24 protein-coding genes and 1 pseudogene are annotated in these 23,807 nt (G+C 53.9%); 2 read left to right on the top strand and 23 right to left on the bottom strand.

Annotated elements, in window-relative coordinates:
- The first annotated feature begins 2 nt into the window (after positions 1–2).
- Complete coding sequence (locus Q3F21_RS00120; protein ID WP_340248845.1) at positions 3–734, top strand: ABC transporter permease; 732 nt, start codon at positions 3–5, stop codon at positions 732–734.
- Positions 735–856: 122 nt separating this feature from the next.
- Here the strand turns inward: Q3F21_RS00120 and Q3F21_RS00115 are convergent, their stop codons facing one another.
- The 12 genes from Q3F21_RS00115 to Q3F21_RS00060 form a co-directional block, all read right to left on the bottom strand.
- Positions 857–1,840 (bottom strand): GNAT family N-acetyltransferase, encoded by a 984-nt coding sequence (locus tag Q3F21_RS00115; RefSeq protein WP_340248843.1) that lies wholly within the window; start codon positions 1,838–1,840, stop codon positions 857–859.
- A gap of 36 nt (positions 1,841–1,876) precedes the next feature.
- A complete protein-coding gene (locus tag Q3F21_RS00110; RefSeq protein ID WP_340248841.1) occupies positions 1,877–2,695 on the bottom strand; it encodes a carbohydrate ABC transporter permease in 819 nt (272 codons plus the stop codon).
- Between the two features lie 18 nt (positions 2,696–2,713).
- Positions 2,714–3,679, bottom strand: coding sequence for a carbohydrate ABC transporter permease (locus Q3F21_RS00105; protein ID WP_340248838.1), 966 nt, complete (start codon positions 3,677–3,679; stop codon positions 2,714–2,716).
- Positions 3,680–3,705: 26 nt separating this feature from the next.
- Positions 3,706–5,061: an ABC transporter substrate-binding protein gene (locus Q3F21_RS00100; RefSeq protein WP_340248835.1), complete on the bottom strand. Its 1,356-nt coding sequence runs from the start codon at positions 5,059–5,061 to the stop codon at positions 3,706–3,708.
- Positions 5,062–5,248: 187 nt separating this feature from the next.
- Complete coding sequence (locus tag Q3F21_RS00095) at positions 5,249–6,103, bottom strand: MurR/RpiR family transcriptional regulator (protein ID WP_340249584.1); 855 nt, start codon at positions 6,101–6,103, stop codon at positions 5,249–5,251.
- Between the two features lie 293 nt (positions 6,104–6,396).
- Positions 6,397–6,627 carry a sulfurtransferase TusA family protein gene (locus Q3F21_RS00090; protein ID WP_340248832.1) on the bottom strand — a complete coding sequence of 77 codons (231 nt, stop codon included), beginning with the start codon at positions 6,625–6,627 and terminating at the stop codon, positions 6,397–6,399.
- A 53-nt stretch (positions 6,628–6,680) separates the two neighbouring features.
- Positions 6,681–7,565 carry an MBL fold metallo-hydrolase gene (locus tag Q3F21_RS00085; RefSeq protein ID WP_425341197.1) on the bottom strand — a complete coding sequence of 295 codons (885 nt, stop codon included), beginning with the start codon at positions 7,563–7,565 and terminating at the stop codon, positions 6,681–6,683.
- Positions 7,475–7,927, bottom strand: coding sequence for a rhodanese-like domain-containing protein (locus Q3F21_RS27370; RefSeq protein ID WP_425341196.1), 453 nt, complete (start codon positions 7,925–7,927; stop codon positions 7,475–7,477). The genes Q3F21_RS00085 and Q3F21_RS27370 overlap by 91 nt, the downstream gene beginning before the upstream one ends.
- A gap of 163 nt (positions 7,928–8,090) precedes the next feature.
- Complete coding sequence (locus Q3F21_RS00075; protein WP_340248830.1) at positions 8,091–8,570, bottom strand: DsrE/DsrF/DrsH-like family protein; 480 nt, start codon at positions 8,568–8,570, stop codon at positions 8,091–8,093.
- 138 nt (positions 8,571–8,708) lie between these two features.
- On the bottom strand, positions 8,709–8,969 hold the full coding sequence (locus tag Q3F21_RS00070) for a metal-sensitive transcriptional regulator (protein ID WP_340248827.1): 261 nt from the start codon (positions 8,967–8,969) through the stop codon (positions 8,709–8,711).
- A gap of 141 nt (positions 8,970–9,110) precedes the next feature.
- Entirely contained in the window at positions 9,111–10,340 is a 1,230-nt protein-coding gene (locus Q3F21_RS00065; protein WP_425341195.1) for a branched-chain amino acid ABC transporter substrate-binding protein, read from the bottom strand.
- 322 nt (positions 10,341–10,662) lie between these two features.
- Positions 10,663–11,667 (bottom strand): D-cysteine desulfhydrase, encoded by a 1,005-nt coding sequence (locus Q3F21_RS00060; protein WP_340248824.1) that lies wholly within the window; start codon positions 11,665–11,667, stop codon positions 10,663–10,665.
- Between the two features lie 257 nt (positions 11,668–11,924).
- On the opposite strand from Q3F21_RS00060, the gene Q3F21_RS00055 reads away from it, so the two are divergent.
- The gene (locus Q3F21_RS00055; protein ID WP_340248820.1) at positions 11,925–12,824 is read left to right on the top strand and encodes a LysR family transcriptional regulator; all 900 of its coding nucleotides are present in this window, start codon (positions 11,925–11,927) and stop codon (positions 12,822–12,824) included.
- 42 nt (positions 12,825–12,866) lie between these two features.
- On the opposite strand, the gene Q3F21_RS00050 is transcribed toward Q3F21_RS00055, so the two are convergent.
- The 11 genes and pseudogenes from Q3F21_RS00050 to Q3F21_RS00005 all read right to left on the bottom strand — a co-directional run bounded on the left by Q3F21_RS00050 (position 12,867) and on the right by Q3F21_RS00005 (position 23,739).
- Positions 12,867–13,832, bottom strand: a complete 966-nt coding sequence (locus Q3F21_RS00050; protein WP_340248818.1) for a dipeptide ABC transporter ATP-binding protein — start codon at positions 13,830–13,832, stop codon at positions 12,867–12,869.
- Positions 13,829–14,809: an oligopeptide/dipeptide ABC transporter ATP-binding protein gene (locus Q3F21_RS00045; protein ID WP_340248815.1), complete on the bottom strand. Its 981-nt coding sequence runs from the start codon at positions 14,807–14,809 to the stop codon at positions 13,829–13,831. The genes Q3F21_RS00050 and Q3F21_RS00045 overlap by 4 nt, the downstream gene beginning before the upstream one ends.
- Positions 14,810–14,842: 33 nt before the next feature.
- Positions 14,843–15,742, bottom strand: coding sequence for a nickel transporter permease (nikC, locus tag Q3F21_RS00040; RefSeq protein WP_340248812.1), 900 nt, complete (start codon positions 15,740–15,742; stop codon positions 14,843–14,845).
- Positions 15,743–15,755: 13 nt separating this feature from the next.
- Positions 15,756–16,190, bottom strand: coding sequence for an ABC transporter permease (locus Q3F21_RS27365; protein WP_425341194.1), 435 nt, complete (start codon positions 16,188–16,190; stop codon positions 15,756–15,758).
- A gap of 40 nt (positions 16,191–16,230) precedes the next feature.
- Positions 16,231–16,674, bottom strand: a pseudogene (locus tag Q3F21_RS27360) (ABC transporter permease); the annotation flags it as partial.
- 75 nt (positions 16,675–16,749) lie between these two features.
- Positions 16,750–18,291 carry a glutathione ABC transporter substrate-binding protein gene (locus Q3F21_RS00030; protein WP_340248809.1) on the bottom strand — a complete coding sequence of 514 codons (1,542 nt, stop codon included), beginning with the start codon at positions 18,289–18,291 and terminating at the stop codon, positions 16,750–16,752.
- Positions 18,292–18,310: 19 nt separating this feature from the next.
- Positions 18,311–19,498: an amidohydrolase gene (locus tag Q3F21_RS00025; RefSeq protein ID WP_340248806.1), complete on the bottom strand. Its 1,188-nt coding sequence runs from the start codon at positions 19,496–19,498 to the stop codon at positions 18,311–18,313.
- A gap of 344 nt (positions 19,499–19,842) precedes the next feature.
- A complete protein-coding gene (locus Q3F21_RS00020; RefSeq protein ID WP_340248803.1) occupies positions 19,843–20,793 on the bottom strand; it encodes a hypothetical protein in 951 nt (316 codons plus the stop codon).
- Positions 20,794–20,985: 192 nt separating this feature from the next.
- Entirely contained in the window at positions 20,986–21,726 is a 741-nt protein-coding gene (locus Q3F21_RS00015) for a diguanylate cyclase (protein ID WP_340248800.1), read from the bottom strand.
- Positions 21,714–22,601, bottom strand: a complete 888-nt coding sequence (locus Q3F21_RS00010; RefSeq protein ID WP_340248797.1) for a cache domain-containing protein — start codon at positions 22,599–22,601, stop codon at positions 21,714–21,716. The genes Q3F21_RS00015 and Q3F21_RS00010 overlap by 13 nt, the downstream gene beginning before the upstream one ends.
- Positions 22,602–22,671: 70 nt before the next feature.
- On the bottom strand, positions 22,672–23,739 hold the full coding sequence (locus tag Q3F21_RS00005) for a CapA family protein (protein WP_425341202.1): 1,068 nt from the start codon (positions 23,737–23,739) through the stop codon (positions 22,672–22,674).
- Between the last annotated feature and the right edge of the window lie 68 nt (positions 23,740–23,807).

Raw genomic sequence — 23,807 nt, 5'->3', positions numbered from 1 at the left:
CCATGTGGAGATTTTTCCGATCCGAGCTGCTGAAATTGCGGAAATCGCCGATCTGGCTGCTGGTATTCGTCAGTCCTGCTTTGTCCACGGTCATTGGATTGGGGATGCGAATCGATACGGAGATGGAAGAGATGGCATGGGGAATGACGTACGCCACGATGGCGGTGTCGCACGCCCTGTTGTTTCTGCCGCTGCTGACCGGCGTGCTGTCCGCGTTCGTCTGCCGCTACGAGCATGTCGGAGGCGGCTGGAAGCAGATGCTTGCGCTGCCCGTATCCCGCGGCACCGTCTATGTGGTGAAATTCGCGATGGTAATGGGGTTGCTGCTCCTGGCCCAATGCCTGCTGCTCGCAGGATTGCTGGCGGTCGGGGCGGCCAAGGGTTTCTCGGCGTCTATTCCATGGGATATTCTTATTCGCAGCCTCGTCAGCAGCTGGGTAGCCTGCATGCCGCTGGCCGCGCTGCAGCTCGCCGTCTCTGTGGCCTGGTCGAGCTTCGCCGCGCCGATGGCGGTCAATGCCATCTTCACGCTGCCGAACATCCTGTTGGTCAACTCCGAGAAATACGGCCCGTGGTACCCGTGGGCGCAGCCGATGCTTGCCATGCTCCCGCAGTCGCAGGCCGAACTCGGGATGCTGGGCGTGCCGCAGGCAACGCTGTTCATCGTCATTCTGGGCAGCTTTGCCGTGTTCTTCGTGTCCGGGTTCGTTTATTTTCAACGTAAAATGGTTTAAGGCCCCGCAGCCAAAGAAATAAAAACGACAAAGCTGCCTCAACCGATGTTGGGGCAGCTTTGCTGCTGCTTGGCGTCTTTTTCCGAGTCTTGGGTGGAGATGTCCCCCTGATTTCTTTGCCTTTACCCCACGTTCAGGATTTTGGAGTAGCTGCGATAGCCCTTCCACACCTCAAAGCCCAGCTTTCTGTAAAAGTCCACGAGGTCGGTCCAGTCGATGCAAATCCGCTCGATTCCGCGCTGCCGGAGGAAGTATATGCCCGCCTCGACAACTGCTCGTCCGTATCCGTATTTTCGTTCCTGCAGATCGATTCCGAGCGGGCCGATGCCACCCAGCTCGTCGGCAAAGAGGGGTGCCCAGTACACATTTTGCGCGATGATCGGCGAGCGGGCGTCGTTGATCCGGCAAAAGCCGATCATCGTCCCGTTTTTCTCAGCCAGAACATATTCCCGTCCGGTCCCCCCTTTTTCAAAATAGCAGATCGCTTCGTACTCCCAGCGGCCGGGAAAGCATCTGTTGAAAAAGGCCAGCAGCGCGTCGCGGTCCTCGGGCTTTCCCTCCCGGAACGTCACATCCGCGAAAACCGGCAGCTCCGCGCTGGACGAAGGCTGCTTTTCCGCTGTCTCCTCCTGCGAAGAGATCAGATCAAACAGCTGTTTTCCCGCGATATACCCCCGTCTTTCCACCCAGCGCATTGTCTCCTGCTCCTCGTCAGGCACCCCTGGAAAGTAATGCCACCAATCACTCCCCAGGCTGATTTTGACGACGTTCTGTTGAAAGAGGGCACTCTCCGCCCGCTTCAGCAGTTCTGCGCCAATCCCCTGCCTGCGGTAAGCCCGGTCCACCAGGAGCGCCTGTATCCACCCGGTGCCTTTTCCCCAGGTGACAGGGTCCGCCTCGCTCCATCTCTTGGCGATGACGACGCCGACCGGCCGCAGGCTTTCCTCCTCTACGGCGACCCATGAGCCTTCCGGCAGCAGGTGAGGGTCATCCAGGCTGTTCTGCCGAAGCAGCTCCGCCCTCATCGGAAACCGGTCTCCGCACTGCTCGTTCCAGAGCTGACACACGGCATCGAGCCATTTTGACGTCCACGGATGATATTCCATATCGCTCCCCCGTTCCTTTTCAAACCATCTCATCTCTTATTTTAGCCCGGAGCTTCTGGCTCCTTCGACAAAGTACTTTTCGGCGATCAAAAACACGATCAAAATCGGGATCAGGCTGATCAGCGCCCCGGCCACCAGGTACTGGTCGTTCCCCCCTGTCCACTGCCCTTTCAACGACAGGATGCCAATCGGCAGGGTGTATTTCTCTCTCGAAGTAATGTAGATGACCGGCGCAAGGATTTCGTTCCACTTGGCCATGAACGTAAAAATCGCGAGTGTGGCCAGCGACGGCTTGCACATTGGCAGCGCGACCCGCCAGTAAATTTGAAACGGATTGCAGCCGTCGATCTTGGCCGCCTCTTCGTACTCCCGGGGAATCCCCAAAAACGCCTGCCTCATCAGGAAAATGCCAAAAGGCTGTCCCAGCCATTCCAGCACCCAGAGCGGCATCAGCGTATCCAGCATGCCCAGCTGCTTGAAAATGATAAACTGCGGGATGATCGTGACGACGCCGGGAATCATCATCGTCCCGAGCACGATCATAAACAGCGTATCCCGGAACGGGAAGCGAAGCCGCGCAAAGGCGTACGCCACCATCGAGCTGGACAGGATCGCTCCCAGAATGGACAGCACCGACACCGTCAGGCTGTTGAAGGTGTACGTGTTGAAATTGGCCAGCTCCCATACCTCCGAGTAGTTGCTCCACTTGATCGGGTCGGGGAACAGCTCCGGCGGATACTTGTTGAACTGGCCCACCGTTTTCAAGGAGTTGAACAAAGCGGTCACGAAGGGAATGAACATGATGGCCGAACTGATTCCGATAGCGGCATAGGCGAGTAATTTGCGTATGTTCATCTGCAGCTGCCCCCTTCCTCAATCGTAGTGGACCCAGCGTTTTTGCAGCTTCATCTGCATAAAGGTAAAGACAAACAGAATCAGGAACAGCACCCAGGCGATCGCGGAGGCGTAGCCCATGTGGAAAAAGGTGAAGCCTTCGCGGTACAGGTGCAGCATCAGCACCAGGCTGGCATTGTTCGGACCGCCTGCCACGCCGTCGACCGCTCCTGCCGTCATGACGTAAATCTGCTCAAAGCTTTGGAACGAGCTGATCGTGCTCAGGATCAGGACGAGAAAGGTCGTCCCCGAGATCAGGGGCACCGTGATGCGCCAAAACTTTTGCAGCGGCCCGGCTCCGTCGATCTCCGCAGCCTCGTAGAGATCGCCCGGCACGTTTTGCAGCCCGGCGAGGAACAGGACCATCATGTATCCGACGCCCTTCCACACCGCTACCGCGACGAGAACGGGAATCACCAGCTGTTCGTCGGCCAGCCAGTTTTTCGGATCCAGTCCCATGCTGACGAGCAAGCTGTTGGCCCAGCCAAAGCGCGGATTGAAAATCGAGTCGGCCACATATGCGATGACCGTCCACGACGAGATAACCGGAATGAAATGGGCGATCCGGTACAGCTTCAAGCCTTTCAGCTTTTGATTCAGCGCGACAGCCAGCACCAAAGCGAGCGCTGTCTTGATCGGAACGAGCAGAATCGTGAAGTAGAGCGTGTTTTTCAGCGCCTTCCAGAAGAGCGGATCGTCGATCATCTTGCTGTAATTGGCCAGTCCCGTCCACTCCGGCGGATTCAGCATGTCGTAATCCGTGAAGCTGATGTACAGCGACGCAATGGAAGTGAACGCGACAAAGACGATCAGGTGAATCAGATACGGGGAGATGAGCAAAATGCCCCATCTCCCCTCACTGTCGAGCCGCTTTCGTTTTCGGGGCTTTGGTTCAGGCCGTTGATCGGTTTTCCATTCACCAGCAAGTTGTGTGTTTTGGTTCATGACTGCCTATCCCCCGTAAGCGATTATTATTTCTTGTAGAAGCCATCGAGCACCTTTTGGACGGCGTCGTTCGCTTTCTTTAAGCCCTGGTCGACGCTCTCCTCTCCGGAGAACGCGGGGAACATGGCCTCGTCAAACGCTTTGCGCCATTCGCCAAACACGGCGTTGGCATCGAGGGAACCGGCGAATTCCATGCTGTCGAGGAAAACCTTCGCGTTCAGAGAAGTGTCGGAAGTGAGGACCTCCTCGGCCACTTTTTTCTTGACCGGTATGGCTTCGCCAAGCGACGCCCACTCCCTCTGCGCCTCGTCGTCCGTCGCCCAGTACTTGATCCACTCCCAGGCCGCTTGGGTTTTCTTCTCGTCGGCCGTTTTGCTGATCACCCAGGAGTTGACGATGCTCGGCGCGAAGCGTTTCCCGGCAGGGCCCGCCGGAATCGGCGCTACATCGAAGTTCAGTCCGGCTTCGCGCATTTTTACCCGGGCGGCGTAAATGTCGATCTGCATCCCGGACACGCCGCTCAGGAAAGGCTTAAACGGGTCCTGGAAGCTCTGCAGGTCGACCGGGTCGGGGAAAATCCCCCGCTTCATGCCGTCTACCATCCACTCGATCGCCTGTTTGTTTTCCGGCGTGTCGAGAACGGCCTTCTGCAAGCTGCTGTCCAGCACCCCGCCGCCGAACGTCTTCATCAGCGGGAACCAGCCTCTGCTCACCCCGACAGGACTGCTGAAGATGGTGAAGCCGTACTCCGACACCTTGTTTGGATCAAAGGAAGGATCTTTGCCGTTTTTGCCGGAAGCGTCAATCGTCATCAGTTCGGCTGCTTCCTTCACCTGATCCCACGTCCAGTTGGCGTCGGGGTATTTGACTCCTGCCTTGTCAAACAGGGCTTTGTTGTAGTAGAGCACCCCGATCTGGATTCCCTGGGGAACGCCCCAGACCTCGCCGCCTGGCCCTTTGTTGGCGTCCATGCCGTAGTACTCGTCTTTGCTCAGGTCCTTTTCGATCCATTCGCGCAAGTCCTTGAGCGCACCGCGTTCGGCGAATTCAAACACCTTCACCCCGTCGCTCAGCCACAGATCGGGTGCATTGCCGCCCGCTATCTGGGTATTCAGCTTCTGGAAAAATTGCGCGTGAGGCCCTGTTTCTGTCGTGATCTTGATGTTCGGGTGCTTCTCCATGAACTTCGCCAGCAGCTCTTCCATTTTTTTCTGCGTGGGAGGATCGGAGTAGTACCCCATCTTCAGTACGATCTGCTCAGAATCGTTCTTGGTATTTTGCGGATCGCCGGTGTTTGCCTGCTGACCGGTACAGGCCGTAATCAGCAGGGCGGAAGACAAGAGTGCCGAGAAAAACAGCGAAAAACTCCTCTTTCTTTTCAATGCAGACCCCTCCATTTATCTATGAAAAATGTATTGCCACAAGATACAGGTACTGCCTGCTGTCGCAGCGCGAAGAGAGCCGGAGCGCTGATTCGGACTGGATGGCTAGCCGATCGGAGCGGCATCCCGGTAGATGTCTGGTAAAAACGCCGCTAATTATAGTCTTAATATTCTGAATAAAAATATCCTAATCGGTCCGAAACTCGGCCAAAACCGCCTGACGTGTCTTTCGCAGCGAGGACACGGCCTTTTCGTAGCTTTGCGCAGCTACCCCCATGAACAGCATGTCGATGACAGCCAGCTGGGCGATGCGGGACGAAGTGGCGGCGCTTCGCATGTCGGCCTCCGACGAAACCGTGGACAGATGAATGTCCGTCAGCGCCGAGAGGGAATTTTGCCCGAACTTCGTAATGCCGATCGTGACCGCCCCTGCTTCCCGCGCCCTTTTGATCGCGGCAACAACCTGGCGCGTCTCTCCGGAATAGGAAATGCCGACCGCTACATCCTTGTCCGTAAGCGTGACGGCGGAAGAAATTTGCAAATGGGCGTCGGCGTGCGCCGTCGACATTTTGTTGATGCGCAAAAACTTTTGCTGCGCATCCTGGGCGACCAGCTGTGACGCGCCCACTCCGAAAAAGTCGATCCGGCGTGCCCGATAGATCGCCTGAACCGCCTGCTCGACCGCTTCCGGATCCAGAACCTTGATCGTCTCGCGCAGGGAGAAGATGTGATTGGCAGTGACGGATTCGATCAGGGTGGGGACGTCGTCGGTAGGGCGGATTTCCTTGTACTCGTCCTCTCCGGCGGAGGACGACTGCAGGTCGGCGGCGATGCGTATTTTCAGCTCGGGGAAACCGTCCAGCCCCATGCTTTTGCACATGCGGATGATCGCCGCCGGGCTGGCGTTGCTCCGCTCCGCCAATTCCTTGACCGACATGCGGATGACTTCCCGGGGATGCTCCAAAATGTACTCGGCCACGCTCCGCTCGGACGGCTTGATGTCTTGCAGGTATTCACGGATTCGCAGCAATCCCCCGCTCAGCACGGCTTCGTCCCCCTTTGTCATGAGTGTCGTTGTAAGCGATACCTATTTCAGCCAGTCCTAATCAGCTAATCCAATCAAGGTAAGATCAGGTATCTTTTGCCATTTTACATTCATTATACGACTTTGAAACTAAAAATCAATACAAACTATTCTTTATAAAAATAATTTTCAGATTAAACGAAACAACAAAAAGCCGGTCGCCAACATGATATAGCGAATCCGGCCTCCTTTTGCATGCATGGCTGTTCGAAGCACGGTCTCGAAGAAAACAGCGGCATGCCTGGTCTACCTCATCCTTTCCTTACCCATATCCGGTATACCCCTCCCTCCTCTTCCGTTTTCAGAAGCTCGTGGTTGTTATGACGGGCCCAACCCTGAAAATCGTTGACAGACCCCCGGTCAGTCGATTCCACCTGCATGACCTGCCCGCTCTCCATCGCGTCCATCGCTTTCTTCGCCTTGACGATTGGCATTGGGCAGGACAATCCTTTTGCGTCCACAAACACGTCTACGTTTATCATGAACAATTCCTCCTTGGCATCGCTTGGTTTTGTGATGGTTTTTGCGATCCTGCTTACCCGTGGTGAAGAGCGCAGCGATTCGGCCCGATCTCCAGCTCTGTTGCCTGTTCCGCCGATACGCTGCAGACCCCGCGATTAATCTCGATGATCTCCTCGTAGTTAGGAGGCGCCGCTCCGACGGAATGGGCGACTTTTTCCGTAAATTGATCGCGGTCGACAGTGCGCATCACTTCGTTGTTCCGGCGTATCTCTCCGAGCGCCGCTCCCACGTAGCCCTCCTGCCGGATTTCGTTTTGGTCGGCATAATGGGTCGGCAGCACGAGCACCTCGTCACTCAGGGAAGCGATTGTCGTAAACACCGTGTCGTACAAGGCTTGAGCCCACTCTGCCGCTTTGCCTCCCAGATCGGGTCTGCCGAGTCCGCCGACAAAGATGGTGTCGCCGGAGAGAAGATAGTGATCATTTACCAATACCGAGACACTCCCTGGGGTATGCCCAGGGGTGGGCACGGCGAGGATTTTGACCTCCGCATGACCGACCCGCAGCAGTCCCTGCCTTTCAAGCGGCTCGTAGAAACGTTCGGAGCCTTGCATCTCGCCGGACGAGATGTAGTAGACGGCTCCGGTTTTCTCAGCCAGCTCATGGCCTCCCGAGATGACCATGTAGGATAGGCAGCCCTTGGCCAGCCGATTTACCTGGATCAGTTTCAGCGTCTCTTCCTCTATGACGGTCACCGGGCGGTAGAACTGGCTCCACTCCTGGATGCCCTGCTCCAAATAGCTGGCACAAAAGCCCTTCTCCTCCAGCAGCTCCGCTACCATCCTGGCGCTTCCTCCCTTGGCGCAGATCACGACGACCTCTTCGTCTGTCGGCAGCCGGCGGTAGAGACAATCGTCGTCGCCGAGAAAATCAAAGTACGGGATATTGAGAGATCGCACTTTTTTTCCTTCGATCTTCCAGTCCGCAAATGGCTAACCTGTCCGACGCCGTTTTTCCGCAATATTTTGGCAGCCTGCCTGCTTCTCGTCCCGCTCTGGCAGGTCAAGACGACATGATTTGCGGGATCGACCTTTTGGCAGCGGTGCTTCAGCTGCCCCAACGGGACATTGGCAAAGCCGGGAATATGCCCCCTCTGGTATTCAAACGGTTCCCGAACGTCCAGAAAGACGTGCGAACCAGGCTTTTTCATAAGCTCCTTCAGCTCTTCCGGCGAAAGCTGTTTCAGCCCTTTGACCGGAAGCATGCTTTTGATGAAAAACAGCATGACTGCATCCATCGCTGCGTAAATAACCCAATCCAACGATTTCCCCCCCGCTTCGTCAGCTATATACACATACCCAAATAGGTATATAAAAGATCAAAAGAAACCACCCATCAATCTGTTTATTTCAAGGCTTCTTTCTATGCTTTTTATCCGTATGGTCTGCCGCTATTTTTCTATCGAACAGCTTCTTTTGTTTCAATCAAATAAACAGATTCACCTTAGACTGTTCCGCTTCTGCCAAATAGGTTGCCACTCCAGCGAATTTCAGCCCGTCTACCAGCTCTTGCTCCTTGATCCCCAGGACGTCCATGGACATCGTGCAGGCGATCATCTCCACATCCAGCTCCTTGGCAAGCTGGATCAGCTCCGGAAGCGAGGCCACGTTCTTTTTTTGCATGATGTGCTTCATCATCGCCCGGCCCATTCCGCCCATGTTCAGCTTGGAAATGCCCAGTCTTCCAGGACCGCGGGGCATCATCCGCTCAAACAGTTTCTCCAAAAACCCTTTTTGCACCGGGACGTATTGCTCTTTCCGCAGGATGTTCAGGCCCCAGAAGGTAAAAAACATCGTCATCTTGTTGCCCATGGCCGCAGCTCCGGTTGCGATGATGAAGCTGGCCATCGCTTTGTCCAGATCGCCGCTGAATACGACCATGGTCGTTTGCTTTTGTGTGTCCATCGAATCGCTTCCTCCTTCCCCATTATACCTACCGGGGTATTTTTATCTCAAAAAATATAGGCTCTCCGCCTCTTTATATGATACCCCTACCCCTATGAGTATATTGACTAACAGGTCTCGCTGTCAAGACCGGATGCATTATCGGCTCTTGACCAGCAGTTGAATCGCTTGCTGGACGACTTGATCGGTGTCCTTGCCTTCTGCCAGCTCCTCCTTGATGCACGTTGCCAGGTTTTCCGCCACGATCAGGGCGATCGCCTTGTCTACGGCTGAGCGAATCGCTGAAAGTTGGCCGACCACTTCCTTGCAATCCTTGTCTGTTTCCATCATGCTGAGGACACCGCGGACTTGTCCCTCGACACGCTTGAGGCGGTTTTTTACGTTGTCTCCGTATTTCATTTGGTTTCCTCCGGTTCTATTTTGACAGCGTTTATTTACAAAGCACTTCGAATACAGGGTATTTATTTACCCCTGTGGGTATATAGTAGACAGAAAAGAGAGGCAATGTCAATTTGCATGCCTCTCTTCGTCAATGCCATCCTATTGGATTTTCTCGATAAACGCCGTGCCTTCCTTCTCAAACTTGTACATGAAGACATCCGCGTACTGGTTGTCGCCTTTGGCGTCAAAGGTGACCTTTACGAATTTGCCCTGGTATTCTTTCGTGTTGTGGACCTTTTCCAGCACCTGCTCGCGCGTCGGCTTTTTCCCGCCGTTCTCTTCGATGGCGGCTGCCAGTCCGTCGAGGATCACGTTGGCCGACTCATACGCGTAATCGGAGTAGGTGCCCGGCTTTTTGCCCATCGCCTTTTCGTATTCTTCCGCCCATTTGCGGCCTTCCTCCGACTGCTTGGCGTCTCCGGCCAGAGCGGTCAGATAAACGCCCTCCGCTGCGGCTCCGGCGATCTTGATCAGGTCGGGAGAATCAATGCCGTCTCCGCCCATGAACATGCCGGTATAGCCTTTTTCCCTCGCCTGCTTAATGATGATGCCCGCTTCCGGATAGATGCCTCCGAAATAAATCATGTCAGGCTTGCTGGCGACGGCTGTGTTCACGACGAAATTGTAGTCTTTTTCCCCCTGGTTTACCCCTTCGTAGCCCAGCACCTGAATGCCATCCTTCTCGAATTGGGCTTTTACCTGATCGACCAGTCCTTGTCCGTAGGCGGTCTTGTCGTGGATCAAAAAGACGGATTTGACGCCGAGCTTTTCCTTGGCGTATTTGGCTCCCTTGGGACCTTGGGCGTCATCGCGGGCGCAGATTCGGTGAACGGTCTTCTTGCCCTCCTCTGTCAATGTCACCCCGCTGTTGGCCGGGGAAACCATGACCAGGCTGCCTGATTCATACTTTACGGAAGAGGGGATCGCCACACCCGTGTTGAAATGCCCGACTACGCCCAGCACATCCGGGTTGGCCACGAGCATTTCCGCGTTGGACACGCCAATTTTCGGGTCGGCCTGATCGTCCTGCGGGAACAGCTGCAAGTCGAAGCCGAGCTGCTTGAACTCTTCTTTCCGCTTTTCGATGGCAAATCCGGCTCCGGTCTTGATCGCATCGCCGATCGCGGATTGCGATCCGGAGAGCGGGCTTTGCGTCGCGATCAAAATCTTCTCGCCGCCACCGCCACTGCTGCTCCCGGACGATGCGGTATTGCCGCCCGAACTTTGGTTGTTCTGAGCGGGAGCCGTTCCTTGCGAGTTACAGCCGACAAGCGGCATGCTAAGAAGCAGCATGGACGCCAGAACAGTAGCCACCTTTTTTTGACTCACGATAATCCCCCCTGTATGTTTTCTATTTCTATCTTATCTGTAAATATAAGAAAAAATAGAAAATTCTTAATCTTACATATTGTCAATTAATGAATCCTAAATATCATACAATCCATCTCTTTTCATGATCATATTTTTATGCTTTATCTTCTTATTTTTTCTCTATATGTACTTTCCGTTCATTAAAAACCCAATTTTTGTATTTTGCTAATTCACGAAACAGCTTTCGCGAAGAAAATAAAAAGCCGACACATCATTGCGTCGGCTTCTGGAGAACTCGGGCAATCGTCTGCCCCATCCCATCATGGCTGTCATCCTGATTTTATTTGTCCGTAAAAAACGTATCCGCATACGTATACAGCGCAGGCGTGCCCCCCGTGTGCAGGAACAAAACCCGATCGTCTTTGCCAAGCGCTCCCTTGCGAATCAGCCCGATCAGACCGGCCATCGCCTTTCCCGTGTAGACCGGATCGAGCAGGATGCCCTCGGTTTGGGCGAGCAGCTTCACAGCCTCGACCATCTCAGACGTGGGAATCGCATACCCAGGACCGACGTATTCGTCTTCGCAGCGCACCAGTGAGGTAGGCAGCTCCCCTTTCAGTCCGACCAGCTCTGCCGTTGAAAGCAGCAGCTCATGCACTTTTTTCTCCTGGGTCTCACGGTCCCGGCTGACATTGATGCCAATGACGGAAGCAGAGGACTGGCGGGCGGCGAAACCGGCGATCAACCCGGCTTGCGTCCCGGCGCTTCCTGTCGCGGTCACCACATAGTCAAACGGAATGCCCATCTCCCATGCCTGCTGCTCGATCTCTTCGGCGCAAGCCATATATCCGAGTGTCCCTACCTCGCTGGAGCCGCCGACCGGGATCTGGTACGCTTTTCGCCCTTCTTTCTCCAAGGCTGCAGCGAGTTTTTCCATCTCCGCCAGCATATCCCCATCCGCGGGAATGATCTGGAGCTTCTCGGCTCCCATCAGGCGAAAGAGCAAATGATTGCCGCTCGCCTGGGGATTGTAGCCGCCTGCCTCCGGTTCGCTCAGCACCAGCTGGCAGCGAAGCCCCTCCCGTACCGCTGCGGCCAGAGTCAACCGGCAGTGGTTGGACTGTACGGCCCCGCAGGTGATAAGCGTATCTGCCCCCTGCTTGAGCGCATCCGCCACCAGATACTCAAGCTTGCGCGTCTTGTTCCCTCCTGCTGCAAGCCCGAGCAGGTCATCTCGCTTGATATAGATGGAAGGGCCGCCTAATGCTTCGGATAAGCGTCTCAGCTCTTCGATCGGTGTCTGTCCATTCGTATACCGCCTGCGTTCATAGCGGATATGGTTCATTTTGCTCGTCTCCTCTCCTTGTTCAAGAGCTTCCGATTCACTTGGGAAGCAATCAAGTTGCTGTACGACTGCTTCTTATCAACTGCTTCCATGATAGCTCAATTTGTTTGCTATTTCTACCGGACCGCCAGCTACAGTCCTTTTTCACATCGTCATGCGGCCATTTTCGGCAAGATTCTTTTGATCGATCATTCCCCTATCGCCCCTCTTTTTTATTCGCTAGAATAAACCTAACAGCACGAAGGGGGAACACGTTCATGAACGATCAGGACTGGAGTTTGCTCCAGGCGATCTACGACGAAAAAAATCTGACCAAAGCGGCAGAGAGGCTCTACATTTCCCAGCCCGCATTAACCTATCGAATTCAGCAGATCGAGCAGGAATTCGGAGTAAAGGTAATCCTCAGAAGCAACAAGAAGATCAGCTTTACGCCCGAAGGAGAATATCTGGTGGCGTATGCGAAAAAGATGCTTTTGGAGCAGCGAAAGGCAAAAGACTTTGTCACCGGCATGTCGCATGAAGTACAGGGCTCCTTACGTATCGGCTGTTCCAGCAATTTTGCCTTATACAAATTGCCTCCCCTGCTGAAGCAGTTTCTCAGTCAGTTTTCCAAAGTCGAGATCAATGTCAAAAGCGGGTGGAGTTCGGAAATTGTCAGGCTGCTGCAGTATGAGGATGTTCAAGTGGGACTGGTCACCGGGGATTACAAATGGACGGATGAAATGGTCCTGATCAATGAAGAGCCCGTCTGCATTATTTCCAAGCAGAAAATCGACCTGGCGTCTCTCCCCGATCTGCCGCGCATCAACTACTTTCCCGGGCGAGGACATCCCAACCCGAAAGATCCGCTGATCGCAAACAGCATCGATGATTGGTGGCAGCAGCAATACTCCAGGCCCCCGCTTATTACGATGCATATCGACAAGGTAGAAGCCTGCAAGGAAATGGTACAGAACGGGCTGGGGTACTCGATTATTCCGCGGGCGACTTTGACGGACAAGGACGATTTTTATACCATTGACCTTCATTATAAAAACGGAGAGGCATTGATGAGACGGACCTGGATGCTTTACCGTGCTTCCTCGCTTGAGCTGTCCGCTGTAAATCGCTTTGTCCATTACGTGAAAGCCTACTATGCAAATCAAAAGACCGAGTAGCTTTTGTCCAGCTTCCCGGTCTTCTTTTGCATCTTTAATTCGTCAGTTGTATAAATGACAGGCGACGTAATGTCCGTTGATTTCTTTCCATGCCGGCCGCTGTTTCCTGCATATCTCCATACACTCGCTGCACCGCGGATGAAAGGCGCATCCAGCTGGCGGATTGGCCGGACTGGGCACGTCTCCTTGAAGCACGATGCGCTCTCTTTTTGCCAACGGGTCGGGAATCGGAACAGCAGACAGCAGGGCCTTCGTATATGGATGCAAGGGTTCCGCATACAAGTTGTCCTTATCGGCCAGCTCGACCAATCTGCCCAGGTACATGACCCCTACACGGTCGCTGATGTGTTTCACTACACTCAGGTCATGCGCGATAAACAAATAAGTCAGCCCGAATTTTCCCTGCAAATCCTGAAGCAGATTGATCACCTGCGACTGAATGGATACATCCAGAGCGGAAACAGGCTCGTCTGCGACGATCAGCTTGGGCTCCAAAGCGAGCGCCCGGGCAATCCCGATTCGTTGTCGCTGCCCTCCGCTGAATTCATGCGGAAACCGTTTGGCGTGGTAGCTGTTCAACCCGACTACCTCCAGCAGCTCCTCGACCCTCTTATCCTTTTCCTTGCCGCTATACAGACGATGGATTTCCATCGGCTCCGCAATGATCTGCCCTACCGTCAAGCGAGGATCGAGCGATGCATAGGGATCCTGAAACACCATCTGCAAATCCTTTCGCAGCTTTCGAAGCTCTCTCCCCGGCATCCTGACAAGGTTTTGCCCTTCATACAAAACTTCTCCATCTGTAGGCTTGAGCAATTGCAGAATCGTTCTCCCGGTCGTCGATTTCCCGCATCCGCTCTCCCCTACAAGGCCCAAAGTCTCGCCTTTGTAGATTGAAAAATCAAGCCCGTCAACCGCCTTCACATGGTTGACAGTCCGCTTCAGCAGCCCTTTTTTAATCGGATAGTATTTTTTCAGGTTTTTGATTTCGACGAGTGGTTTCCTCATTCTGCCTGTTCCTCCTTTGCCTCATAGAGCCAGCATCTGCAGAGATGTCCTGTCTCCACTGCGGCTAACTCCGGCATCTCCTCCCGGCATGTGTCCAGCGCGTATTCGCAGCGCGGGGCAAACGTACAGCCCTTGCGCAAACTGCCCGGGATCGGCACGCTTCCCTTGATAGAGTACAACCGCTGCTCAGATGAGTCCAAGCGAGGAATGGATTTCATCAAGCCCTGTGTATACGGATGCTTCGGATTGGTAAAGAGCGTGACCACGTCCGCCTCCTCCACGACCTTGCCCGCATACATAACCACGACACGGTCGCACATTTCCGCCACTACACCCAAGTCATGCGTGATCATCATAATCGCAGTGTTGTGCTTTTCCTTCAATTCGCGCATCAGGTCCAAAATCTGAGCCTGGATCGTCACATCAAGAGCAGTCGTCGGTTCATCGGCAATCAGCAGCTTGGGATTGCAGGACATGGCGATGGCAATCATTACGCGCTGCCTCATTCCTCCGGACAATTGATGGGGGTATTCATCTACGATTTGCTCCGGTCGCGGAATGCCGACCAGCTTCAGCATTTCGATAGCCCTCTCCCTCGCTTGCTTCTTGCTGTATTGCATATGGATTTCAATCGCTTCGCCGATCTGCTCTCCAATCGTAAACACCGGATTCAAGGATGTCATCGGCTCTTGGAAGATCATGGCCAGCTCATTGCCACGCACCTTTCTCATATCCTCTTCGGACAGAGCCAGTAAATCCTTCCCTTGAAACAAAATACTGCCTTCCTCTACCTTTCCGGGAGTCAACCGCATGGCAGTCAAGGACGTGACGCTTTTTCCGCAACCCGATTCGCCAACGATCCCCACCGTTTCTCCTTCATGGATGACAATGTCCACCCCGTCAACAGCGGGGACTACTCCCTCGTCCGTATAAAAGTATGTTTTCAATCCCTTCATTTCCAGTAGCTTCTCTTTCACTGCCAGTCCCTCCCCGGATCCAGACGACCAATATTAGAGCTTCATTTTGGGATCAAGCGCGTCTCGCAAGCCATCGCCCAGCATATTGAATCCCAATACAAGGAACATAATCGCCAAACCCGGCATCGTACTGACGTGAGGAGCCATCCTCAAATATTCCCGGCCTGTGCTGAGCATGGCTCCCCATTCCGGCGTAGGCGGCTGCGCTCCCATTCCCAGAAAGCTCAATCCGGCAGCCGTAATGATCGCCGTCGCGATCCGCAGCGTGGACAAGACGATGATCGGAGCGATACTGTTGGGAATCACGTGCTTGATGATGATGTGCAAATGATTGCCGCCCATGGCTTTGACCGCTTCGATGTACTCCTTGTTCCGCACCCCGATGACCGAACTGCGGGACAGCCGCGCAAACGTTGGGACGGAAAAAATACCGATGGCGATCATCACATTGACCATGCCCGGTCCAAGCACGCTGACGATGGCCAGAGCCAGCAAGAAGCTGGGAAACGCCATGAAGATGTCCATGACGCGCATGATCAGGCTGTCTGCCAAGCCTCCGAAATAACCGGCTATGGTGCCGAGCGCGACTCCCAATACAACCGCAATCAATACGCCGACAATGCCTGTCATAAGCGAGATTTGCGTCCCGTACATGACTCGGGACAGGATGTCGCGCCCAAACTCGTCGGTGCCAAAAGGATGGTGCAGGCTTGGCCCTTCGAGCATGATCTGCATGTTTTGTTCGATCGGGTCATAGGGAGCGATCCAGGGTGCCAGCGCGGCAACGGCTACGCAGAGCACAACCATCCACAGGCCTACCATGGCCCGTTTATTTTTTTTGAATCGGCTGCTCATCAGCTTCCACTGTGAGCGGCTGACATAGGCTTGTTCCGGGAGGTTTTCCTGCTGAAGTGCCAAATCCATCTGACTCATGGCTTGCTCCTTTCTAGTCGTATCTCACGCGGGGATCAACCAATCCGTAACAGAGATCAACAATCAGGTTGACGATGACAAATATGGTGGCCACAAACAGGATGCTGCCCTGAATGGCTGGATAATCCCTGAATTGTATGGACTGAATGATAAAACGGCCTAATCCGTTAATAGAAAACACCGTCTCTGTAAGCACCGCTCCCCCGAGCAGCGTCCCGAATTCCAGTCCGATAATGGTGATGATCGGGATGAGTGCGTTCTTCAAGGTGTGCTTGTAGATGACAAGCTTTTCTTTTACTCCTTTGGCACGCGCAGTCCGAACGAAATCCTGGTTGATCACTTCCAGCATGCTGGAGCGCGTCAACCGGGCCAGGATCGCCGATGAGGAAATGCCGAGAGCAAATGCCGAGAGCAAATGCCGGCAGGATGAAATGCCGGAAGCCGTCATTGCCCCCCGACGGAAGGACGCCCCAGTAGTACGAGAAGACGAGAATCAACATCAACCCCAACCAAAAAACAGGCATGGATATCCCGAAAAGGGAGACCATCATCGTCGCGTTGTCGATCAGACTGTTCGGTTTGGTCGCTGAAAAAATGCCGGCAAACAGACCCGCTGCGACCATCACGACAATCGCCATCAACGTCAGTTGAATCGTGGTAGGGAACCGGATCATGATCTCATCCAAAACCGGGCGTTCCGAGCGAAGCGATGTGCCGAGATCCCCCTGTGCCAGATCGGCTACATACTTTCCGTACTGAACGTATAGTGGTTGATCAAGCCCCAGCTTTTCACGCACAAGCTGCACGTCTTGCTCTGATGCCTCCGGACCTGCGATGATGCGGGCCGGATCGCCGGGAACAGCGTGAATCAGCACAAAGGTCAGGATGGAGACCCCGATGAGCGTCGGAATCAGTTGAAGCAAACGTTTCACCACATAACCAAGCACCAGGATGCCTCCTTATCAAGAGCAAGAGGATGGTTGTCCATCCCCCGCCCAGTCAGTCTATTATTTTTTCTCCGCGTAGCGCAGAACCAAACGCTCCGTATTGGAGCCGTAGACTCCTTGCACATGCTTGCTTGTACCGACGAATTGGTTCATTTCTACCAGGAACAGCCATGGCGCATCTTCCTTGATTACCTGCAGAGCCTGATTGTAGATCGTTTTGCGCTCTTCCTCATTGGTCGACTTCATCCCCTTTTCCAGCAGGGCATCCAGCTCTTGATTTGCAAAGAGTGTCTTGTTGTTGGAACCATCTGACGCGAAGTTCGGACGAAGGCCCCAGTCAGCGTCGTTGGTCGGCACGGCCCAGCTCAGCAGGAACAAATCGTAGCCCGAGTCGGGATTGTCGACTGCCTCTTGGTATGCGCCCCATTCCCACTTGCGGAATTCCACGTCAAAACCGACTGCCTGCAGATTGGCCTGGACGAATTCAGAAAGCTGGCGATCCATCAGATAACGTCCTTCCGGTGTCCACAGCTTGATTTTCGTCCCGGGCTGCACGCCCGCTTCAGCCAGCAATTGCTTGGCTTTTTCCGGGTTGTATTCATACATGCCAACGGCGGAGAAGCCGTTGGTCAGCTCGGAAATGGCCGCTTGCGAGGGCTTGGCGTTGCCCATCATGATCTTGTTTACAATCGTGTCCTTGTCGACTGCGTAGTTCAGAGCCTGGCGCACTTTTACATTGTCAAACGGCGCTTTCTGCGTGTTCATCCCCATGTACAGATTGCGATTGCTCGGATAGGTACTGACAGTCACTTTGCCTTCCGATTTGATTCTTTCTAGATCCGTAGCCGGTACGGGAAAGATGACATCCGCTTCCCCAGTTTCAAGCATCAAGGTGCGCGCAGCATTTTCCTGTACAGGCTTGATTGTAATCGTTTTCAATTTTGGCTTTTCTCCCCAGTAATTGGGGTTTGCTTCCAAGACGAGCTTGTCCCCGGAAATCCACTCCTTAAACTGGTAGGGACCGGAACCGACCGGCGCTTTGTTGACGCCCTTGCCCTTTTCTTGCAGATTTTTCGGGCTGTGAATGCCACCCGCCGGATGGGCCAGGGTAGCCAGCATCGGGCCATATGGGAACTTCAGGTGAAACGTAACCTGCTTTTCGCTGTCTGCCGTTACCTTATCGATAAATTCAGCGAACAGGGAGTGCCGTTTCAGCTTGTTTTGCTTGTCCAGGATTCGCTCAAAGCTTGTCTTGACAGCTTCTGCATTGACTGGAGCGCCATCTTGAAAGGTCGCTCCATCCTGCAAGGTAAACGTCCATGTCTTCCCGTCTTCAGAGACTTTCCATTCTTTCGCCAGCTCGGGAACGATTTTCATATCCTGATCAAAGGTAACGAGCTTTTCGTAAATCAGTTCAGTCGCATGGTAGGAGATCCCGTCACTCGCGTCCTGCGGATCCAGGCTGACCGGCTCGGATCCCAGTGCTACCACCAGATCCTTGGGCCCTTCCTGCCCGCCTCCGCCGCCAGTGGAAGAATTGTTGCCACAGGCAGCCAGGAGCATCATCGCCGAGAGCGTGACAATCGATATCAGTTTTTTCAAAAAAATCCCCCCAGATCGATTAGATGGCGGCATTCTGTTTTGCTTTTGCCGCTTGAAACTCTTCTTTTATCTCTGCCAACAGCGCGGGATTGGTGATCAGATCATAACCTGCTCCCGCAATTGATTTGGCGGCTGCTACAACGGCAGCATGTCCAGCCTCGCTCACTCCTGCCTCAACCCATGCCCACGTGTGATTGGAAGTGCCGAACGGAACAAACGCAACCCGCAAACAAGCGCCAGGAACGCGATGGGTAACGGTGCTGAAATCAGTTGATCCCGTGCTCTGACGCGGAGGCGTGATTTCCTTGGCTCCCGCTTGTTTGGCATTCTCCAGCAAGAGATCATTTAATCGCTGAACATTCAGTTTATTGTCCAAAGCTTTTCCTTCGACGATCGTCAGCTTCGCACCGGTGGCAAGAGCAGCACCGCGCGCTACATTGTAGACCCGTTCCACGACCGTGTTCAAATACTGGCGGTCTGCCGCCCTGACGAGGAATTTGGCGACAGCTCGCTCTGGCACGATATTTGCTGCCGTTCCGCCCTCGGTAATTATACCATGTATTTTTACGTCAGCCCGAACATGCTCCCGCAAGTATTCAATCCCATTAAACGTTAGGAGCACTGCATCCAGGGCGCTGATTCCTTGTTCCGGAGCAACGGCTGCATGGGCCGGCTTCCCTTCAAACACAAATTCGATCGAATTGATCGCCAAAGACTTCCCGTCGACCGTCGTCCGGTCACCGCCATGCATCATCATGGCAACATCCAGGCAGTCAAACAGTCCTGCTTCGGCCATCGGCACCTTCCCGCTCGTCGTCTCCTCCGCCGGAGTCCCGAAAAGCTTGATCGTTGCCGGCGTATCGCCCAAATGCTTGGAAAGGGCGATGGCAGCCCCTGTGATCGACGCTGACTGCAGATTGTGTCCGCATCCGTGTCCCATTCCTTCCAGGGCATCATACTCGCACAGCAATCCGATGGTAGGACCGCCTTCCTTGTTTGTAAACGTCGCGGAAAAGGCTGTCGGCAGCCCTGCCAGCTCTTTCTCCACACGGAAGCCATGTTCAGCAAGCGTTTCTGTCAAAAGCTTTACCGCCTTGAATTCCTGGTGGCCCAACTCCGGATTATTATGAATGAAGTCGTTGATCTCCATCATCTTTTCGCGGAGACTTTCCACTGTTGCATACAAATTCTCTTTTTTCTGTGTCACGTTATACCTCCAGCCTGCTGCAGCAAATGATTCTTCATTAACCATGCATGATCTCATGTTCGAACATTTCTCAGGTTTCAGGCGTCTGTTTCCTCCTCCTTCAGGCAATTCGCAGCATTTTCGACGTTCCTTTCGTCTCATCCAAACTACTATGAAGCTGGCAGAACCGTAAAATAGATATCCTTTATGGACTTCTTCAAATATTTCTATCATTCAATATGTTCAAGCATCGATCAAAGGCCCAAGGAGCGCTGGAACACTTCGAGGGGTGCCGTTTCTGTTTTATTCCAAGAGCGGAACATATCCACAATACGCTCTTCAGGAAGCTTCTAAAAAAAAGCCGGTTACCCATTTTCATGGGTACCCGACCGTTCTCGCTCACGCCTGCTTTTCTTTTCCCAATTCTCATAGTCATGAATAGCGTATCCCGCATACGCGGAGTATTTCTTCATCCGCGTCTCCAGTATGCCTACCTGCTCGTGCATTTTCTCCGTGTCTTCTTCGTAGAACGTCGTCCGGTCGCCTTCGTCGCTTTCCAGCAGATTTAAACCGACTACCACTTTTTGTCGATCGTATCCCGCTTCGTCCAGAATGCGGCTCGCGATGTCCAGCACGCCATTGGGACCTTCCACGTAATCCCGGTAGGCCATCAGCGTCACATGATCGAGCTGCCCGATCAGCCACTTGCTGACACTCTGTGTCTCGCCCGCCGTAAGCTCGTTCATCCAAAAGGGAATATCCGCGCTCACCTGCAAATTTGGATCTTTTTTTGTCTCATGGACCACAAGCTCCATGTTTTCGATCCATTGTCTTTTCAATGCGTCCTTGTCACGCTTCCACTTTGGGTGCACATGCGGCTCGATGTCGACATGGATTCCGGTGAAGCGCTCGTCTTCTGCCGCAGAGCTGTTGTACGCATGCACCCAGTCTATAAAGGACGTAATGCTTTTTTGACTGGAGACGAGCGACCAGGCAGGATCGCCGCCAAGAGCATCCACCTGTATGTCCCTTGCACTCGCTTCCTTGATGAATGTGCGATACGCTTCCGTCGGCACATCCTTTTGATCGATGTGCAGATAGATCCTGTTGATGTCGTTTTGCTCGGCAAAAGAAAGGATCGCCTCTCTCTTTTGGGCAATCAGCTGCGTGTTCCAAAGCCATGTCGCTCTTATCCCTGGGGTGGACGCGAAAAAAAGCCACAGCATCGTGGCTGTCATCATCAGGGTGATCAGCAGCCTCAGCCAAAGGTACCGGTTTACTCGCTTGCATCGTCTTTTAGCGGGGATCGTGTGCATATGGCCGCCTCCTTTACCCTGGTTGTTTGAGACATCTGCCTCTTTTCCTTCTTATTTAAACAGACGTATTCAGGGCTGCTGCAAGTTGCGGCGATTTCTTGACAGCCTGCACCTGTACCCGCAAACCTTTGTTCCATCAGCCTTGTTGCGGAAGAGAAAAGGCCAGCTCTATGAACCGGCTGACCTGACTGCTTACTCTTGCGCTCTGCTCCTGTCCCCTCCGTCCTCGGGGAGTTGCTCTGGTGGCGCCACCTCCATCAGCTCGGTCCGGTTTTTTCCCGCCTGCTTGGCTCTGTACATCGCTTCGTCCGTCAGGGCCAGCAAGCTGCGGATGTCTTTGACCTGCGCCGTAAAGGCTCCTACTCCAAGGGAGAGCGTCACCGGCTCGCCTGTCGGGCTGACTTGGCTGCTCATAAAGACGCGAAGAGCTTCCGCGACTTCGTAGGCTGTTTCCATCCCCGCCCTCGGCAGCAGCACGATAAATTCCTCTCCGCCGTAGCGGCCGCAAATGTCTCCTTTGCGAACATGGTGCTTCATCGCCTGGGAGAGAAAGCGCAACACCTCGTCTCCCGTCTGATGACCGTATTCGTCATTTACCTTTTTAAATCCGTCTACATCCAGGAGCACAATCGAATATGGCAATCCCGTTTCCGTCCATTGGCGAAGCTTGTTTTCGATGTATCTGCGGTTCGCAAGTCCAGTCAGCGGGTCGGTCAGCGACTCTCGTTTGATGACGTTCATCTTCTGGCGCAGTGTCTCCGCATACTGCTGAAAGGCGTGATTGATCTGCTCGGCCTCGTAGTACCAGGTCGGGATCGTCGGAAACGGCTGGACCTCTGTCCCCGCCGTCCGGACGCTTTTGGCGTAGTTGGCCAATTGCCGCAGCGGGTTGACCATTTTCTGGGTCAGGGAGAACGAGATCAAGAGAAGCAAAATAAGAACGGGCTGATGTACGCAAACATGTCGAGGACGACTTTCAGGGTAGGAGCGAGCGCTTCTTCTTCCGGAGTCTGGGACACGATTCCCCAATTGACGGCAGGCACGTAGGTGTACCCTGTCAGCATCGGGATTCCTTGCGTATTGACCACCCGCTCCGCGCCCGATTTCTTGTCCATCAGCTTTTGGACTACGATGTTGTCGTCTACCGTCTGACCGATTCTTTCCGACTCCGGGTGGTAGATGATCATGCCTTGCTCATCGACTACGTACAAGTACGAGCCGTCCTCGTAAAAATGCTTCTCCAGCAACTCATGCAGGGTATTGTCCTGCTCCAGATAGAAGGTTCCGCCCAGAAAACCGGCATAATTTCCGTTCTTGTCCCACAGAGGCGTGGATACCAAAACGATCAGTCTGCCCGTAATCGCTTTGTATGGCTGCGATACGATTGTTTTTTTCTTTTCCAGCGCTTCCCTCGCGCCGCTGGACAAAAGAAACTTCCCAACAATTTCCATATCCGGTTCCGTTGCGAGGATCTTGCCCTTGCTGTTCGCAACCAATATGGAATTGAAGAACATCGTGCTTTCCTGCAGCCGCTTCAAATCGCCCTGCAGCCTCTGGCGGCCTTCCAGAAGAGAGGCGATCTCACCGGCGCTCGTCTCCAGATTCTTTTTCATACTTAAAAACAAGAGGTCAGTGGTCTGCGCCATCTTCTCGCTGTACGCACGGTTGATGTCCAGAATGTCTTCGGCAATCACCTGCTTGACCACAAAATAAATGCCGGCCCCGCAGCTTAGCACGATCAAGGACGTCGAGACGGAGTACAAAAAGATCAGCCAAAAGCGGAGTGTAAAGCGTTTATAGAAATCCATCAGGTTTTCTCCCCTCTATACGACAATAGAGGAGATACCCTTTTTTTGTTCTACCGAAACTCGCTGGATTTTATTTCCTCGTGACCGTTCCTTCTTCGTCAATCCCTGCTCTGTACGAGAGCTTTTCCACTTTCCCCCTCAACTTCTTCGCATCCTCACCGGTCAAGGGAACGGGCTGGCCGTTTACAATTTTAGCCGGAATGATTTTGCCGTCTGTCTTGTTTTGGGCAAACGTCAGCGTGACGATCAGCGACTCGGAGCCCTTTGGGTTTCGCGGTGTAGTGAAGACAAAATTGCCCACGCTGTAAAAGATCGGGACCTCTTTGTACCATTCGACGCCCATCAGGGAATGGCTGTGCGATCCGACAATCGCGTCCACTCCATTGTCGATCAGCAGGCGGGCCATCTCGCGGGCGTATGGCTCAGGGTAATCCTTGTACTCCAGATTCCAGTGCATGATCGCGATCGTGATATCGGACTCTTCTACCGCTTTGCGGACATAGCTGAGCATCGGCTCCCCCGAGTAGGCATGCGCAAGTCCCGCTTTGTTTTTTCCCGCGAACCACTTCTGATTGGGCAGCACCCGACTCAGTCCGATGATCGCTACCTTCTTTCCTTTGATCGTCCGAATGTACGGGGCAAACGCTTCCTCCTCCGTCTTCCCTCCGCCCACGTAAGCGATATCGTTTTCACGCAAATGCCGCATCGTTTCGAGAAAGGCGTCCATCCCGTAGTCCATCGTGTGGTTGTTGGCCAGATTGACGACATCGAACCCGGCGTTGGCCAAACCTGCCAACGTCTCCGGCCTGGCCCGGAAGGTAAATTCCTTGTGCTCGGGCGATCCCCGTTTGCTTACGGCAGTCTCCAGATTCCCCACTGTCAGATCAGCCTGCTTGAGCAGCTCAGCCGTTTTGGCAAACGGATAGTCCACTCCGTGGCGTTCGATTTGCTTCCCGACGCTCTTGTCCAGCAATATGTCACCCACCACCGTGACCGTGATCGGCTCATCCGTCTGCGGATGCTCCTGCTGCGCCGCTTGTCGCGCTGCCCCGCCTGTTTCCGCCTCCACGAATGCAGGAAGCAGGCTAAGATTGGCCAGCGACCAGGCCATCAGGATGGAGACAAACGCTTTCCAGATTTCGATCTTGTTTCACCTCTTTACTCGTTTGCTTCATTCTATGAGCGCAGAAGCGTGAAACATGACGA

Origin of the sequence: Brevibacillus borstelensis (assembly GCF_037834415.1) — a bacterium.
GTDB classification, from domain to species: domain Bacteria; phylum Bacillota; class Bacilli; order Brevibacillales; family Brevibacillaceae; genus Brevibacillus; species Brevibacillus borstelensis_A.
This window is presented reverse-complemented; position numbering and strand designations above follow the sequence as displayed.